A 15,634-nucleotide genomic window follows, 5' to 3' on the forward strand; every position below is an offset into this window, starting at 1 on the left:
TTACTCCTCTGCCCCGGCAGCTGAATGCGAACTTGTGTCCACGCCATCGATCACGGCTACTTCTTTCTTCTCGTGCTTGACCGGCTTGCCTGGCGTCATACCTTCGTACTTGTCGACGATTTTCTGAAACAGGTTCGGTGTGTACGAGGAGAACAGCTCAACCGGGTTGTTCTGGCTTGGTTTGCTCAAGGCTTCGTATTCAGCTTGGTCAAGCTGTTTAGGTGATGCTTTGACTTCACTGACCCAGGCATCAAAGTCAGCCTGAGTAGTCGCGATCGCTTTGAATTTCATGCCGGTGAAACCAGCGCCGCTGTAGTTGGCAGAGATGCCTTCCATTTCAGCGTTGCGGTTGGCAATCAGATGCAACTTGGTCGTCATACCGGCCATGGCGTAGATCTGACCGCCCAGGCCCGGAATGAAGAACGAGTTCATGACCGTGTCAGAGGTGATACGGAAATTGACCGGGGTATTGGCCGGGAACACGATCTTGTTGACGGTGGCGATACCCTGTTCCGGGTAGATGAACATCCACTTCCAGTCCATTGCCACCACTTCGATGGTAATCGGCTTGACGTCAGATTCGAGCGGACGATACGGGTCCAGCGCGTGGGTCGATTTGTAGGTGATCACGCCCAGGGCGATGATGATCAAAATCGGCACGGTCCAGATCACAACTTCGATCTTGGTGGAGTGCGACCACTTCGGTGTGTAGGTAGCGCTGGTGTTCGACGCACGGTATTTCCATGCGAAAACCAGGGTCATAATGATGACCGGCACTACGACCAGAAGCATCAGCAATGTTGCAGTGATGATCAGATTACGCTCTTCGACCCCGACCTGCCCCACCGGATCCAGTAGTGTCCATTTGCAACCTCCCAGCAGCAACATGCCGAAAAGTGGCAAAAAGCCAAGGAGTCTGGGGTACCTTTTTTTAGTCATCTCACGACCTCTAAAACAGCTTGCACAATGCAGTTGGTTTTTTTCGCCAACACTTCGCCCTGCCAAGGGTTGGCTCTTTTCCGGAATTGAATAAAAGCCTGCTCTATCACCATCAGGCGAACGGGCAAATTCCGGGTTAGCAGTGATTTCTTATTCGATACGTGGTCAATGGCCTTGTCGACCAATTCCATTTGGTGCGGAACTTAGAAGGGTTGCCAGTACCTGGGAGTCGCATGGGACGCCTGTATTGAACAACCCAGTCGGCCTTCAACTTCCCGCTTTGGCTCAGGGATGAGCAGGCTGGACGTTCAGTGCGGGCGATTGTAGTTAGGTAGCTCTCTATAAACCATGTCTCATCCGGAAATAATTCATCTCGGCACCGGTAACAATCCCTACCTATTATTACGCCCCGCGCTTTGACACCCCCCTTACTCGTGGCTGTAGCACGCCATTACCCCTCGATTTCAACGCCCCTTTTTAGCGCACGACAACCACCCCCCTACCCCTCCTGAACGCCCAAATAAAAAGGGCTACAGCCGATTTGCGTTGAGTATCGCCACGTACTTTTCAACCCCGTCATCAGCGTCAAAACGCCTCAGAGCCGTTACACGAAGTCATACGTTTAAAAGACCGTCTGTCAGACGAAGACACGCCCTGCGACAAACTCTCCGTGACAATATGTCGCAGTGCTGCGCACCCATTTTCGACGCCCGGATAACACCCTCTTTACATTTGTGCGCGGACAAAAAAACGCCCCGCACATCCAGAGGAAGAACGAGGCGCCTCATGCCAAATTTAACGCTTTGCTTAGCTGGCTTTTTGACGGTTGCGGTAAATGCCCAGAGGCACCAGCACGGCAGTCATCACAAAGGCCACAAGTGCCCACTGCGCCAGCGACAGGCCGAGCACGGGCGGGTAAGGGGTTGAGCAAAAGCCGTCTACCTGAAACCCCAGCGGGAAGATCGCCGCCAGCGGCAAGCCATCGACAATCGGCTGCAACGCGTCAAGACCGCAGCTGACTGCCGGGTTGGCCAGGATATAGACGTGACGTCCGGCAGCGGCGATTCCACCAATGGCGCTCAGCACCACCAGCACTTCCAGCACCGTAAGGCTGCGCCGGGTAGGCATCGCGGCGCCGATAAAGGCAAAGATCGCGATCAGCAGCAGGGCATAGCGCTGCAGGATACACAGCGGGCAAGGCGCCTCGCCGAGCACGATCTGCATATAGAGGGCGCCGCCAATCAGCGCCAGGCAAATCAGCCCGAGCAGAACCAGGAAGCGCTTCTCCCGGCCCAGTTGCAACATGTCATTCGTCATCCCGCGTCCCTTAGCCTGATTGTGTGTAAGCCGCGCAGTTTACACCCAGACCTGATGCCTGGATGTATCTGAACGTTACCGGAAAGGTCGCGCAAGGGGATTAATGGGGGATTAAGGTTACTTCAGCTCTGCCGCCGGGCCGAAGAACTCGTAGCGGCTTTGCTTCTCAGGCACACCCAGTGCTTTGAGGTGACGCTTGACAGCCCCCATGAAGCCTTTGGGCCCCAGGAAATATGCATCCAGGTCGCGCTCTTGCGGTAGCCATTGCGCCAGCACTTCCTCAGTCAAAAGCCCTACATGATTTGCAGATTCGCCCTGCTCGTCGTAGCAGTAAAAACGCTGCAATTGAGGGTGCTGATCGGCCAGTTCATCTACCCAAGTGCGGAAGGCGTGCACATCGGCATTGCGGGCACAGTGGATAAAGTGAATCGCACGCTTAGTCGCCAACGCAGCCTCAAGCATCGTCAGGGTCGGCGTAATACCCACGCCACCGCTGATCAGCACCAGCGGTTTTTCGCTGTCGGTCAGGGTGAAGTCGCCCGCAGGCGGGAACAGTTCCAGGGTGTCGCCTACGTTCATCCGGTCATGCAGGAAGCTGGAGACGACCCCACCGCTCTCGCGCTTGACGCTGATGCGGTAGCGACCGACCTGGGCCAGCGCAGAAAGTGAGTAATTGCGGCGCACTTCCTGACCATCAATCATCAGCTTGAGGCCGATGTACTGACCCGGAGCAAATTCAAGGATTGGCTGCTGATCGACCGGACGGAAGTAAAACGAGGTGATCTCAGCGCTTTCCTGGATCTTGGCCGCCAGCTTGAACGCTCGCCCGCCGCGCCAGCCGCCGGGGGCAGCCGCTTTTTCGTCGTAGATGGCGGCTTCGGCACCGATCAGGATATCGGCCAGCTGGTTATAGGCCGCGCCCCAGGCACTCAATACTTGAGGGGTCGCGATATCGCTGCCCAGAACCTCCTCAATCGCCCGCAGCAAGCAGCTGCCGACAATCGGGTAATGCTCAGGAAGGATTTGCAGCGCAACATGCTTGTTGATGATCTTGGCCACCAGATCGCCCAACTGGTCGAGCTGGTCGATGTGCCGTGCATACATCAATACGCCGTTGGCCAATGCACGGGGCTGGTCGCCACTGGCCTGGTTGGCCTGGTTGAACAGCGAGCGCACCTGCGGGTACTCCGACAGCATCATGCGATAGAAATGAGTGATCAGCCCCTCACCGCCGCTTTCCAGCAATGGCACGGTGGATTTAACGATGGCACGATCCTGAGCAGTAAGCATAAGGTAACTCCTGGGCACGTAGGCTTTAACAATTACCCTTTATCTATCAGCTTTCGTGCCAACATTTAAACCGTTAAAAATCAACGACTTAAAACATATATAGTCATTTTGACTCAATCTGATTTATAGTCATAACGACTATACGAGGTCAAAATGACTGCAAAACTGCTACTCACCACCTTGCTGCCGCTTGTGGCGGACTTGTCCCGCGATCTGCCCGAAAGCGAACGCTATCGACGCCTGCTGCAAGCCTTGCGCGCCCTGCTCCCCTGCGATGCGGCGGCACTGCTGCACCTGGACGGTGAATGGCTGGTGCCGCTGGCGGTCGACGGCTTGAGCCTGGATACCCTGGGGCGACGCTTTAAAGTCAGCGAGCACCCGCGTTTTGAAGCACTGCTCGCCAGCCCCGGCCCGACACGCTTCCCCAGTAATTGCGAACTGCCAGATCCCTATGACGGGCTGGTAGACGGGTTGGCGGAGCACCTGGAGGTTCACGACTGCATGGGCTGCCCGCTATTCGTGGACGAGCGTCCCTGGGGGCTGCTGACGCTTGATGCCCTGGACCCAAAACGCTTTGAGCCGATCGAACTGGACGACCTGCAGGCCTTTGCCAGTCTGGCCGCAGCCACGGTCAACGTGGCTCAACGTATCGAGCGCCTGGCATTGCGGGTGGAAGATGAACAACAGAAAGCCGAACTCTATCGACAGGCCAACGGTTCACCCAATAAAGAACTGATCGGCCAGAGCAAGATTCACAAACGCCTGCTTGAAGAAATTGCCCTGGTGGGCGGCAGTGACCTGACGGTGCTGATCACAGGCGAAACCGGTGTCGGCAAGGAGCTGGTGGCACAGGCCATTCACGCCGCCTCGCCACGGGCGGATAAACCGCTGATCAGCCTGAACTGCGCCGCCCTGCCCGACACCCTGGTTGAAAGCGAACTGTTCGGTCATGTGCGCGGCGCCTTCACCGGGGCAACCAATGACCGGCGCGGAAAATTCGAACTGGCCAACGGTGGCACCCTGTTTCTGGATGAAGTGGGCGAGCTGTCACTGACCGTGCAGGCCAAGTTGCTGCGGGTGCTGCAAAGCGGGCAGTTGCAGCGCCTGGGCTCGGATCAGGAGCATCAGGTCGACGTGCGGCTGATCGCGGCAACCAACCGCGACCTGGCCGAAGAAGTGCGCAGCGGGCGCCTGCGGGCGGACTTTTATCACCGCCTGAGTGTTTACCCGATCAGGGTGCCGGCATTGCGTGAGCGCGGGCGGGATGTGCTGTTGTTGAGCGGTTTTTTCCTGGAACAAAACCGTTCACGCATGGGCCTTGGCAGCCTGCGCCTGAGCCCGGACGCGCAAGCTGCACTGGTGCAGTATTCCTGGCCTGGCAATGTGCGCGAACTGGAGCACTTGATTGGCCGCAGCGCCCTTAAAGCCCTGGGCAGTTGCAGCACGCGACCGCGCATTTTGACCCTGACCGCCGCCGACCTGGACTTGCCAACCACCCCGCCAAGCGCTGCGGTGATTGAGCCTCAGGGCGCACCGCAGACCATTGGCGACTTGCGCCTGGCGACAGAGAACTACCAGCGCCAGCTGATCAGCGCCTGCCTTGAACGCCATCAACACAACTGGGCCAGTGCTGCGCGGGAATTGGGCCTGGACCGGGCGAATCTGGGGCGCATGGCCAAACGACTGGGCCTCAAGTAAGCCGCTGAACCTGTAGTCGCTGACGAGGTACGAGGCTGCGATGGGCTGCGCAGCGGCCCTAAGCGGTGGTCCTGCGGCCCACATCGCAGCCTCGTACCTCGTCAGCGGCTACAGGAAACTGCGTTAAGGTCGATAACCCTGTATCGCTCCCACCACAGAAGGTTTTTATGTCATCGAACAATGCCCGCGCAGACTCACTCTCCCTTCTGCTCTTCACTCTGCGCAGCGGCAAGTTGTTGGCGATCAACCTGCTCAAGGTCAGTGAAATCATTCCCTGCCCGCCACTGACCAAAATGCCCGAGTCGCACCCTAACGTGAAAGGCATTGCGGTGTTGCGTGGCACGGCGTTGTCGGTGATTGATCTAAGCCGGGCCATCGGCGAGCAACCGCTGCTCGACCCGGATGGCGGCTGTCTGATCGTGACCGATGTCAGCCGCTCCAAGCAGGGCCTGCATGTGCAAGCCGTGAGCAAAATCGTGCATTGCCTGAGCACGGACATTCGTCCACCGCCCTACGGCTCCGGCAAACGTTCGTACATCACCGGTGTCACCCAGGTCGACGGCGTGCTGGTGCAGGTGCTAGATATCGAAAAGGTGATCCACGGCATCGCTCCGGCAAAAGTCGAAGGCGCCGACCAGGACCTCAGCAAGGAAGACTCCAGACTGCTGGCCAACGCCCGGATCCTGGTCGTCGATGACAGTCAGGTAGCCTTGCAACAATCGGTCATTACCCTGCGCAATCTTGGCCTGCATTGCCACACGGCGCGCAGCGCCAAGGAAGCCATCGAACGCCTGCTGGAACTGCAAGGCACACCGGACCAGATCAATGTGCTGGTGTCCGATATCGAGATGTCGGAAATGGACGGTTATGCCTTTACCCGCACCGTGCGCGACACTCCGGACTTTGCACACCTTTACGTGCTGCTGCACACCTCGCTCAACAGCTCGATGAACAGCGAAAAAGCCCGTCTGGCCGGGGCCAATGCAGTGCTGACCAAGTTCTCGTCACCCGAGTTGACACAGTGCCTGATCCTGGCGGCGCGCACCGTTGCCGAGCAAGGTTACTGAGGGACATGAGCGATTACTGCCTGCTGTTGCGCAAAGACCTGACCCGCCCGCTGGCAGCCGCGCCCGGACCTGAAGATGTAAGCCTGGTGCCCCTGAGCGATGACCTGTTGCAACCGGTGCATGCCTTGCTTAGCCAGGGCTACAGCGACGGCAGTGGCCATGTTGATTTGTTCGGGGAGTGGAGCCACAGCCTGCTGCACGACGCCGAATTCGACCCGCAGCTGTGCTTGATCGCACTGCGTTCAGGCGTTGTGGTGGGGGTTGCGCAAGGCTGGACCAGCGCTTATCTGAAGGATTTGGTGGTGCATGCCCGACATCAAGGGCAAGGCATTGGCCAGGCGCTGCTAGCGAAGGTGTTTGCGGTGTACGCACAACGCGGTGAGCCCTGGGTTGACCTGAAGGTCATGGAGGGCAACACCAGGGCCCGCCGTTTGTACGAACGGGCCGGGATGATTCAGGTACAGCGCATCGAGCTATAAATCAGCGCTTGCCCATGGTTTTACGGGTGCCGTGTGGCGGTGCGCCCGGGGTTGTGTCGTGGCCGCCGAGGCCGCTTTTCTGGTAGTACGCCTTGCCCTGGGACTTGGCCTTGGCAAACTCGGAAGGCTTGAACGGGAAAGTGAACGCCGGGATGACCGGTTTTTTCGGGGTCTCCACAGTGGTTTCATTCTCAACCAGTTCAGCGTCCAAGGCATCAGGAGCCGTCGATTGTGTAGGAGTAGTCATGAAAGCTCCGAAATGCGGTAAAAAGTCAGGCCAAGTGGCGCAATGCCGCGCAGTATACCTGCGCGCCCCCTGTGCGTTGCACTCACTGGTCGTAAAAATCATCAATCTGCTCCCACCAAAATGACCAGCAGGGTGTTTTACCCAGGGCTAACTGTCAGCACTGTCAGTTTGCCGTCACCGTGCTGACCGGGTCGACGCGCTATAACTGAATGATCAGCCCCCACTCCACGCACATGGCGTCTATCCGGCATGCCGACCACAACTAGAAAAATCTTGCTGGGCACCCTCGTTGTAGCCCTGATCGGTGCTTCACTCTTTTGGCTCAACCGCCCTGCACCCGGCAAGTCCGCGGGCGCAGCTCCAGTGCCGGTACGGGTTGTTCAAGTGCTGCAACAAGACGTACCGCGCTATATCAGCGGGATTGGCGCGGTGTTATCACTGCACAGCGTGATGATCCGCCCGCAAATCGACGGCATTCTCACCGAGATACGGGTCAAGGAGGGCCAGGAGGTCAAGGCTGGCGATCTTCTGGCAACCCTGGATGACCGCTCGATCAAGGCCAGCCTCGACCAGGCCAGGGCCCAACTGGGACAGAATCAGGCGCAGCTGCAAGTGGCACTGGTCGACCTCAAGCGCTACCAGTTGTTGAGCGTGGACAACGGCGTATCCAGGCAAACCCTCGATCAGCAACAAGCGCTGGTCAACCAGCTCAAGGCGTCGGCGCAAGGTAATCAGGCGGCTATTACAGCGGCGCAGGTGCAGTTGTCGTATACGCAAATTCAATCACCCGTCACCGGCCGCGTGGGGATTCGAACGGTAGACGCGGGCAACTTCCTGCGGGTCAGCGATTCTCAGGGGCTGTTTTCCGTTACCCAGATCGACCCCATCGCCGTAGAGTTTTCGCTGCCCCAACAACAGCTCCCCCTGTTGCACGACTTGCTCACGGCCAAAGACCCGGCCCGGGTCAAAGCCTTTATCGGCAACGCCGACAGCAGCGGCACACCGCTGGGTGAGGGCCGCTTGAGCCTGATCGACAATCAGGTCTCGGCAACTACAGGCACGATCAAGGTCAAGGCCCAGTTCGACAACCCCAAACAAACCCTGTGGCCCGGCCAGCTGGTCAATGTCCAGATCCAGTCAGGGCTGGCAAAGAATGCGCTGGTGGTCCCGCCTCAGGTGGTGCAGCGCGGGCTGGACAACTACTTCGTGTACAGGGTCCAGGCCGACAAGGTCGAAACGGTGCCTGTGCTGCTGGTCTATCAAGACACCGAGCAGAGCATCATCACCGGCGTCAATCCCGGGGACACACTGGTCAGCGATGGCCAGTCGCGGCTCAAGCCAGGCTCGCGGGTTGAAATATTGAGTGAGCCAACGCCCGCTCAGGTGCAGCCATGACCAACAGCCGCTCGCTGTCCGCCTGGTGCGTCGACCACCCCGTCGCCACGGTGCTGCTGACGTTTGCACTGGTGCTCGTGGGGCTGATTGCCTTTCCACGCCTGCCAATCGCGCCATTACCCGAAGCCGAGTTCCCGACCATCCAGGTGTCGGCACAGCTGCCGGGCGCCAGCCCGGACACGATGGCGTCGTCCGTGGCCACGCCGCTGGAAGTGCAGTTCAGCGCCATCCCCGGCATGACCCAGATGACCTCCAGCAGCGCGCTGGGCTCGACCACCCTGACCCTGCAATTCACCCTCGACAAAAGCATCGACACCGCCGCGCAGGAGGTTCAGGCGGCCATCAACACCGCGTCCGGCAAGTTACCCAAGGACATGCCGACCCTGCCGACCTGGAAGAAGGTCAACCCGGCCGACAGCCCGGTGCTGATACTGAGCATCAGTTCATTGCACATGCCCGGCACAGAGCTCAGCGATTACGTCGAAACCCTGCTGGCGCGCCAGATCAGCCAGATTGATGGCGTGGGCCTGATCAACATCACCGGCCAGCAACGCCCGGCGATCCGGGTCCAGGCCTCGGCCGACAAGCTGGCTGCCATTGGCCTGACCCTGGCCGATATTCGCCTGGCTATCCAGCAAACCAGCCTCAATCTGGCCAAGGGCGCGCTGTACGGCCCGTCGAGCATCTCCACCCTGTCGACCAACGATCAGTTGTTTGATGCGGACGAATACGGCCAATTGATCGTCTCGTACAAGGACGGCGCGCCCGTGCAACTGCGCGACGTGGCGCGAGTGGTCAACGGTGCAGAAAACGATTACGTACAAGCCTGGTCCGGGCACCAGCCGGGCCTGAATCTGGTGATCTCCCGCCAGCCGGGGGCGAACATCGTTGAAACCGTAGACCGCATCCAGGCCGCCCTGCCCGGCCTGCAAGCCATGCTCCCCGCCTCCGTCGAAGTGACCGTGCTGAGTGACCGCACCAAGACCATTCGCGCGTCCTTGCATGAAGTTGAAATCACCCTGCTGATTGCCGTGCTGCTGGTGGTTGCGGTGATGGCGCTGTTTTTGCGCCAGTGGTCCGCGACGCTGATTGTGTCGGCGGTACTCGGAGTTTCGCTGATCGCAAGCTTTGCCCTGATGTATGTGCTGGGCTTCAGTCTCAACAACCTGACGCTGGTGGCGATTGTGGTCGCCGTGGGGTTTGTGGTCGACGATGCGATCGTGGTGGTGGAGAACATTCACCGCCATCTGGAAGCAGGCGAAAGCATGCGCGACGCCGCGATCAAGGGCTCCAGCGAGATTGGTTTTACCGTGGTCTCCATCAGCTTTTCGCTGGTGGCCGCGTTTATTCCATTGCTGTTTATGGGCGGCGTGGTCGGGCGGCTGTTCAAGGAGTTCGCCCTGACCGCGACCTCGACCATCCTGATTTCGGTACTGGTGTCACTGACCCTCGCCCCGACGCTGGCGGCCCTGTTTATGCGCTCGCCGGTGCACAAGCCGGATGCCAGGCCAGGCTTTGGCGAACGCTTGCTGGCGGGGTACGAAAAGATCTTGAAGCGCGCCCTGGCGCACCAGCGGTTGATGCTCGGCATTTTTGGCGTGACGCTGGCCATGGCCATCGCCGGGTACGTGCTGATCCCCAAGGGTTTCTTCCCGGTACAGGACACCGGCTTCGTGCTCGGCACCAGCGAAGCGGCGTCCGATATATCGTTCCCTGACATGACACAAAAGCATCTGGCGCTGGCCAACATCATCAGCAACGACCCTGCGGTCCAGGCTTTTTCCCACTCCGTGGGCGTCACCGGCAGCAACCAGACCATCGCCAACGGCCGCTTCTGGATTGCCCTCAAGGACCGGAGCCAGCGCGATGTATCGGCCAGCGAATTTATCGACCGGATTCGCCCGCAACTGGCCAAGGTGCCGGGCATCGTGCTGTATCTGCGCGCAGGCCAGGACATCAACCTCAGTTCGGGGCCAAGCCGCAGCCAGTATCAATACGTGCTCAAAAGCAACGACGGTCCGACGCTCACCACCTGGACCCAGCGCCTGACCGAAAAACTGCGCGCCAACCCGGCCTTTCGCGACTTGTCCAACGACCTGCAACTGGGCGGCAGCATCACCCACATCAGCATCGACCGGAACGCTGCAGCCCGCTTCGGCCTGACCGCCACCGATGTCGATGAGGCGCTGTACGACGCGTTCGGCCAGCGCCAGGTCAATGAATTCCAGACCGAGACCAACCAGTACAACGTCATTCTGGAGGTGGACGCGCAGCAGCGAGGCAAAGCCGAAAGCCTGGGCTACTTCTACCTGCGCTCGCCGCTGACCGGGGACATGGTGCCCCTGTCTGCCGTGGCCAAAGTAGACGCGCCTGCGAGCGGGCCGCTTTCGATCAGTCATGACGGCATGTTCCCGGCAGCCAACTTGTCGTTCAACCTCGCGCCCGGCGTGGCCTTGGGCGATGCCGTGCTGATGCTCAATCAGGCGAAAAACGAAATCGGCATGCCGAGCACCATCAGCGGCAACTTCCAGGGCGCCGCGCAGGCGTTCCAGAGCTCGCTGGCCAGCCAGCCGTGGCTGATCCTGGCGGCGCTGGTGGCGGTGTACATCATTCTGGGGGTGCTCTATGAAAGCTTTGTACACCCGTTGACGATCATTTCGACCCTGCCATCAGCCGGGCTCGGTGCGCTGCTGATGCTGTGGATATGCGGGCAGGACTTTTCAATCATGGCGTTGATCGGGCTGGTGCTGCTGATCGGTATCGTCAAGAAAAACGGCATCCTGATGATCGACTTTGCCCTGGATGCCCAGCGCAATCGCGGCCTGAGCCCGGAAGATGCCATCTATGAAGCCTGTATCACCCGGTTCCGGCCGATCATCATGACCACCCTCGCCGCCCTCCTTGGCGCCTTGCCGCTGATGCTCGGCTATGGCACCGGCGCAGAACTGCGCCAGCCCCTGGGGATTGCCGTGGTTGGCGGGCTGCTGGTGAGCCAGGCCCTGACCCTGTTTACCACGCCGGTCATATACTTGTGGCTTGAGCGGCTGTTCCATCGTTCCAAACCGATCACTGAGGCAGGTTATGCGCGTTCTGATCGTTGAAGATGAAGAGAAAACCGCCGACTACCTGCACCGCGGGCTGACCGAGCAAGGTTATACGGTGGATGTTGCCCGCGACGGCATCGAAGGCCTGCACCTGGCGATGGAGAGCGATTACGCGGTGATCGTGCTCGATGTCATGCTGCCCGGCCTCGATGGCTTCGGGGTACTGAGGGCCCTGCGCGGGCGCAAGCAAACCCCGGTGATCATGCTGACGGCACGGGAGCGGGTCGAAGACCGGATTCGCGGATTGCGTGAAGGCGCCGACGACTATCTGGGCAAACCGTTTTCATTTCTGGAACTGGTGGCCCGCCTGCAAGCCCTGACCCGTCGCAGTGGTGGTGGTCACGAACCGGTGCAGGTCACTGTCGACGACCTGTGGATAGATCTGATCAGCCGCAAGGCCAGTCGCGCCGGAACCCGCCTGGACCTGACCGCCAAGGAGTTTTCGTTGCTTAGCGTACTGGCGCGGCGCCAGGGTGAAATCCTGTCCAAGACGGCCATTGCCGAGATGGTCTGGGACATCAATTTCGACAGCGATGCCAACGTGGTCGAAGTGGCGATCAAGCGCTTGCGCGCCAAGCTCGACGGACCGTTCGAGCACAAGTTGCTGCACACCATCCGTGGCATGGGTTATGTGCTGGAGCGGCGCGGTGATTAAGCGGATCAAGGCCCTGGACTCCATCGCCATGCGCTTGAGTGCGATGTTTGCCCTCGTCGCACTGCTGGTGTTTGTGTTGATTGGCGGAGCGCTTTACCAGCAGGTCGACAAAAGCATCGGGCGCCTGCCCGAAGCGGAACTGGATGCGCGATACAGCGTGCTGGAATCGTCCATCAATCGTTACGGCACGCCTGAACACTGGGCCAAGATCAGCGCCAAGCTCAAGCTGCTCAGCGAAGAGGACAAACGCATCCGGTTCTGGGCCATCAGCGCAGACCCGTCCTATGAATACGGCAACCCCGAGGCCACAGTGCGCGAATTCGCCCAAGGCCCGGTCGGCGTGCGGGACTTGCGGCTGCCTGGCCAGGCTGACCCGTTCAAGGTACTCATCAGCGAGATTGCAGCCAAGGAACAGCGCCCGGCACTGCGCTTTTTGATTGCCATCGATACGCACACCTTTCGCCAGACCCAGCATCACCTGCTCATCGCGCTGGTCAGCCTGGCGGCTGTTGGCGTGCTTCTGGCCTCGCTGCTCGGCTATTGGGTGGCGCGCATTGGCCTCAAACCGTTGAACGATTTATCCCAGGAAGCGCAAAAACTGGCTCCGCCGCGCTTGTCCGGGCGCTTGCACCTTGCGCCGCTGGCGCCGGAGCTGGACCAACTGGTGAGTGCCTTCAATGCCACCCTGGACCGGGTCGAGCAGGCCTACACCCGCCTGGAGTCATTCAATGCCGACGTGGCCCATGAACTGCGCTCCCCGCTGACCAACCTGATTGGCCAGACCCAGGTCGCACTGACGCGGGGACGTTCGGCCGAGCACTACTTCGAGGTGCTGCAATCCAACCTCGAGGAACTGGAGCGCCTGCGCAGCATCATCAATGACATGCTGTTTCTGGCCAGCGCCGACCAAGGGAGCAAAGCGAACAAACTGATCCACGCCTCCCTGGCAAACGAAGTGGCCACGACCCTGGATTACCTGGAGTTTATTCTTGAGGACGCACAGGTTGAGGTGAAGGTCAGCGGCGATGCCCAGGTCAATATCGAAAAAGCCCACCTGCGCCGGGCGCTGATCAACTTGCTGAACAATGCGGTGCAACATACCGAAGCCGGGCAATCGATTGACGTTCAGATCAGCCACACGGCGGATCAGGTGACCATCAGTGTCAGCAATCCTGGGGAGCCGATTGCGCCAGAACATTTACCACGGCTGTTCGAGCGTTTTTATCGGGTGGATGCGGCCCGCTATAACAGTGGTGCCAACCACGGCCTGGGGCTGGCCATCGTCAAAGCCATTGCGCAAATGCACGGTGGCGAAGTGTTTGTACGCAGCAGCGGTGGACGCAATACATTCGGGATGTATCTACCGATTTAACCTTGTGGGAGCGGGCTTGCTCGCGATGCAGACGCCTTGGTCGACAAGGTCAATCAAGGTGATGCCATCGCGAGCAAGCCCGCTCCAACAGTGGCAAAGCGTCTAGCCCGCACTCCTCACATTTGTTACCTAAAACGCAAAAGTCCTTGTCTAAAACAAGGCTTTTTCGACCCCGCCTGCCACTATAGATTTAGCCCATCACACAGCACTTGCTAAGCAAGAAGGTCTTTGAAATGTCCAGCAGTATGGGTATGGCCAGCGTTTTCGTTTTGTCGTCTTTGTTGTTGTCGCCTTTGGCCATGGCGGAAGAATCACCGGCATTCGTCGCACAAAATGCGGCACGCGCAGCTTCTTTTGAACAGAACCAGGCAGAGCTGACGGCACGTCATCAAAACGACGCCGACCACTCGCAAACACAAGCCAAAGCCAGTGTTTCGGATGAAGCCAAAGACAGCTGATTCCACCCCTCCAGACTTCCCGACCCAGTCAGTCATTTGCCAAGCATGTGACTGATTGTTTCAAAAGCCGCTACCATAGCGGCTTTTTTTTGTTTTAAAAAAAAGCACTGCCTCTCTGGAGTGCGATCAGGGACAACCTGTTTTTTTGATCAAAATAACAACTGCCGCCACTTTCAAGGAGCAACTCACTGGTGAAGTACTCACTCAAACTCAGTCCGTTATTCATTGCCCTGGCTGCAACGATCCCCCCTTTCGCCCATGCAGGTGACGACGCCGCAAAAGAAGGTTTTATCGAAGGCTCAAGCCTGAAAATCAACACTCGCAACTACTACATGAACCACGATATCCGCAGCCCCCATGCTGAAGACAGCAAGGAATGGGGCCAGGGTTTTATTGGCAAATTTGAGTCAGGCTTCACCCAGGGCACGGTCGGTTTCGGCCTGGATGCCTACGCCCTGCTTGGGCTCAAGCTCGATGGCGGTGGCGGAACGGATGGCAGCAGCATCCTGCCGGTCAGTGATGGCAACGGCAAAGCGCCCACCTCTTTCTCGTCTGCCGGAGCGGCACTGAAAATTCGTGCCTTTGATACCGAGCTCAAGGCAGGCGATCTGTTTTTGACCAACCCGGTGATTGCTGGCGGCGAAACCCGCATGCTGCCCCAGACCTTTCGCGGTGTCAGCCTGACCAACAACAGTATCGATGGCTGGATGTTCGAAGGCGGCCAGGTCAGTTTTGAAAAGCCCTACAACCAGAGCGGCATGCGCCGCCTGACTACCACCTACGGCAACCTTGGCGATCAGAGCAGCAAGCACATCACCTGGGCCGGTACTTCCTGGAGCGGCGTGCCCGGCGTTACCAGCAATTTATATGCGGCGCAGTTGCAGGACATCTGGAACCAGTACTACTACGACCTGGATTACACCTATGCACTGACCGAGAGCATCAGCCTCAATCCCGGCCTGCACTTCTATCACACCCAGGACACCGGCAAGGCGCTGCTGGGTGATATCGACAACAACACCTTCAGCCTGCACTTTGCGGTCGCAGTAGACGGACACAAGGTGACGGCGGTCTACCAGCGGGTCAACGGCAACACACCTTTTGACTATCTCTATCAAGGTGACAGCGTTTACCTCGACAACTCGCAGCAGTACTCGGACTTCAACGGCCCGAACGAGCGCTCCTGGAAGCTGCAATACGAATATGACTTCGCCGGGCTTGGCCTTGCCGGGCTGACGGCCAGCGCCTCGTACTCTCGCGGCGAACTGGATTTGACCAAGGCTGACGCCAACAGCATCGGCTACAGCAACTGGTACAACCCCGAAGGCAAGAATGCCCACCACTGGGAGCGTGACCTGGGGCTCAAGTATGTGATTCAGGAAGGCAAGGCCAAGGATCTGGCAGTGAGCCTGCGCTGGGCAACCAACCGCGGCAACACGGCTTACCAGAGCGTCGACAATGATGTCGATGAGTACCGGGTAATCATCGACTATCCTATTGATGTGTTTTAATCCTTGACCATAAGGCCAGCTTTTTAGCTGGCCTTATCTCTGTAAGGCATCCCCTTACGGCAGGGCAAAAATCGTATCTGTGAGGGTAAGCCCATTCCATTT

General features: G+C 58.9%; 14 protein-coding genes. 9 read left to right on the forward strand and 5 right to left on the reverse strand.

The genetic code is table 11. The features are described from left to right. The 4 genes from cyoA to hmpA all read right to left on the reverse strand — a co-directional run bounded on the left by cyoA (position 1) and on the right by hmpA (position 3,546). On the reverse strand, positions 1 to 939 hold the full coding sequence (gene cyoA, locus AC19YQ_RS05125) for a ubiquinol oxidase subunit II (RefSeq protein ID WP_133078937.1): 939 nt from the start codon (positions 937 to 939) through the stop codon (positions 1 to 3). Continuing rightward, the gene (locus AC19YQ_RS05130) at positions 936 to 1,130 is read right to left on the reverse strand and encodes a hypothetical protein (RefSeq protein WP_019823758.1); all 195 of its coding nucleotides are present in this window, start codon (positions 1,128 to 1,130) and stop codon (positions 936 to 938) included. The genes cyoA and AC19YQ_RS05130 overlap by 4 nt, the downstream gene beginning before the upstream one ends. A gap of 616 nt (positions 1,131 to 1,746) precedes the next feature. Further along, positions 1,747 to 2,256, reverse strand: a complete 510-nt coding sequence (locus AC19YQ_RS05135) for a disulfide bond formation protein B (protein ID WP_046808694.1) — start codon at positions 2,254 to 2,256, stop codon at positions 1,747 to 1,749. A 117-nt stretch (positions 2,257 to 2,373) separates the two neighbouring features. Continuing rightward, positions 2,374 to 3,546, reverse strand: coding sequence for an NO-inducible flavohemoprotein (hmpA, locus tag AC19YQ_RS05140; protein ID WP_500594715.1), 1,173 nt, complete (start codon positions 3,544 to 3,546; stop codon positions 2,374 to 2,376). Between the two features lie 153 nt (positions 3,547 to 3,699). Here hmpA and norR point away from each other — a divergent pair, with 153 nt between their 5' ends. The 3 genes from norR to AC19YQ_RS05155 all read left to right on the forward strand — a co-directional run bounded on the left by norR (position 3,700) and on the right by AC19YQ_RS05155 (position 6,790). Next, complete coding sequence (gene norR / locus AC19YQ_RS05145) at positions 3,700 to 5,244, forward strand: nitric oxide reductase transcriptional regulator NorR (protein ID WP_500594716.1); 1,545 nt, start codon at positions 3,700 to 3,702, stop codon at positions 5,242 to 5,244. A gap of 167 nt (positions 5,245 to 5,411) precedes the next feature. Then, positions 5,412 to 6,311 carry a chemotaxis protein gene (locus AC19YQ_RS05150; RefSeq protein ID WP_133078934.1) on the forward strand — a complete coding sequence of 300 codons (900 nt, stop codon included), beginning with the start codon at positions 5,412 to 5,414 and terminating at the stop codon, positions 6,309 to 6,311. 5 nt (positions 6,312 to 6,316) lie between these two features. Beyond that, the gene (locus AC19YQ_RS05155; protein ID WP_500594717.1) at positions 6,317 to 6,790 is read left to right on the forward strand and encodes a GNAT family N-acetyltransferase; all 474 of its coding nucleotides are present in this window, start codon (positions 6,317 to 6,319) and stop codon (positions 6,788 to 6,790) included. 1 nt (position 6,791) lies between these two features. On the opposite strand, the gene AC19YQ_RS05160 is transcribed toward AC19YQ_RS05155, so the two are convergent. Beyond that, positions 6,792 to 7,037 carry a hypothetical protein gene (locus AC19YQ_RS05160; RefSeq protein WP_219260904.1) on the reverse strand — a complete coding sequence of 82 codons (246 nt, stop codon included), beginning with the start codon at positions 7,035 to 7,037 and terminating at the stop codon, positions 6,792 to 6,794. A gap of 249 nt (positions 7,038 to 7,286) precedes the next feature. On the opposite strand from AC19YQ_RS05160, the gene AC19YQ_RS05165 reads away from it, so the two are divergent. From AC19YQ_RS05165 to AC19YQ_RS05190, 6 genes are all read left to right on the forward strand, one after another. Further along, entirely contained in the window at positions 7,287 to 8,432 is a 1,146-nt protein-coding gene (locus tag AC19YQ_RS05165) for an efflux RND transporter periplasmic adaptor subunit (RefSeq protein WP_339473521.1), read from the forward strand. Beyond that, complete coding sequence (locus AC19YQ_RS05170) at positions 8,429 to 11,533, forward strand: multidrug efflux RND transporter permease subunit (RefSeq protein WP_133078931.1); 3,105 nt, start codon at positions 8,429 to 8,431, stop codon at positions 11,531 to 11,533. The genes AC19YQ_RS05165 and AC19YQ_RS05170 overlap by 4 nt, the downstream gene beginning before the upstream one ends. Continuing rightward, a complete protein-coding gene (locus AC19YQ_RS05175) occupies positions 11,514 to 12,191 on the forward strand; it encodes a heavy metal response regulator transcription factor (RefSeq protein WP_133078930.1) in 678 nt (225 codons plus the stop codon). The genes AC19YQ_RS05170 and AC19YQ_RS05175 overlap by 20 nt, the downstream gene beginning before the upstream one ends. Further along, a complete protein-coding gene (locus AC19YQ_RS05180; RefSeq protein WP_500594737.1) occupies positions 12,166 to 13,563 on the forward strand; it encodes a heavy metal sensor histidine kinase in 1,398 nt (465 codons plus the stop codon). The genes AC19YQ_RS05175 and AC19YQ_RS05180 overlap by 26 nt, the downstream gene beginning before the upstream one ends. Positions 13,564 to 13,796: 233 nt before the next feature. Beyond that, a complete protein-coding gene (locus tag AC19YQ_RS05185) occupies positions 13,797 to 14,021 on the forward strand; it encodes a hypothetical protein (RefSeq protein WP_338649192.1) in 225 nt (74 codons plus the stop codon). Between the two features lie 191 nt (positions 14,022 to 14,212). Beyond that, entirely contained in the window at positions 14,213 to 15,532 is a 1,320-nt protein-coding gene (locus AC19YQ_RS05190; protein WP_500594718.1) for an OprD family porin, read from the forward strand. Positions 15,533 to 15,634: the final 102 nt, after the last annotated feature.

Source organism: Pseudomonas sp. MF06569 (genome assembly GCF_059862735.1).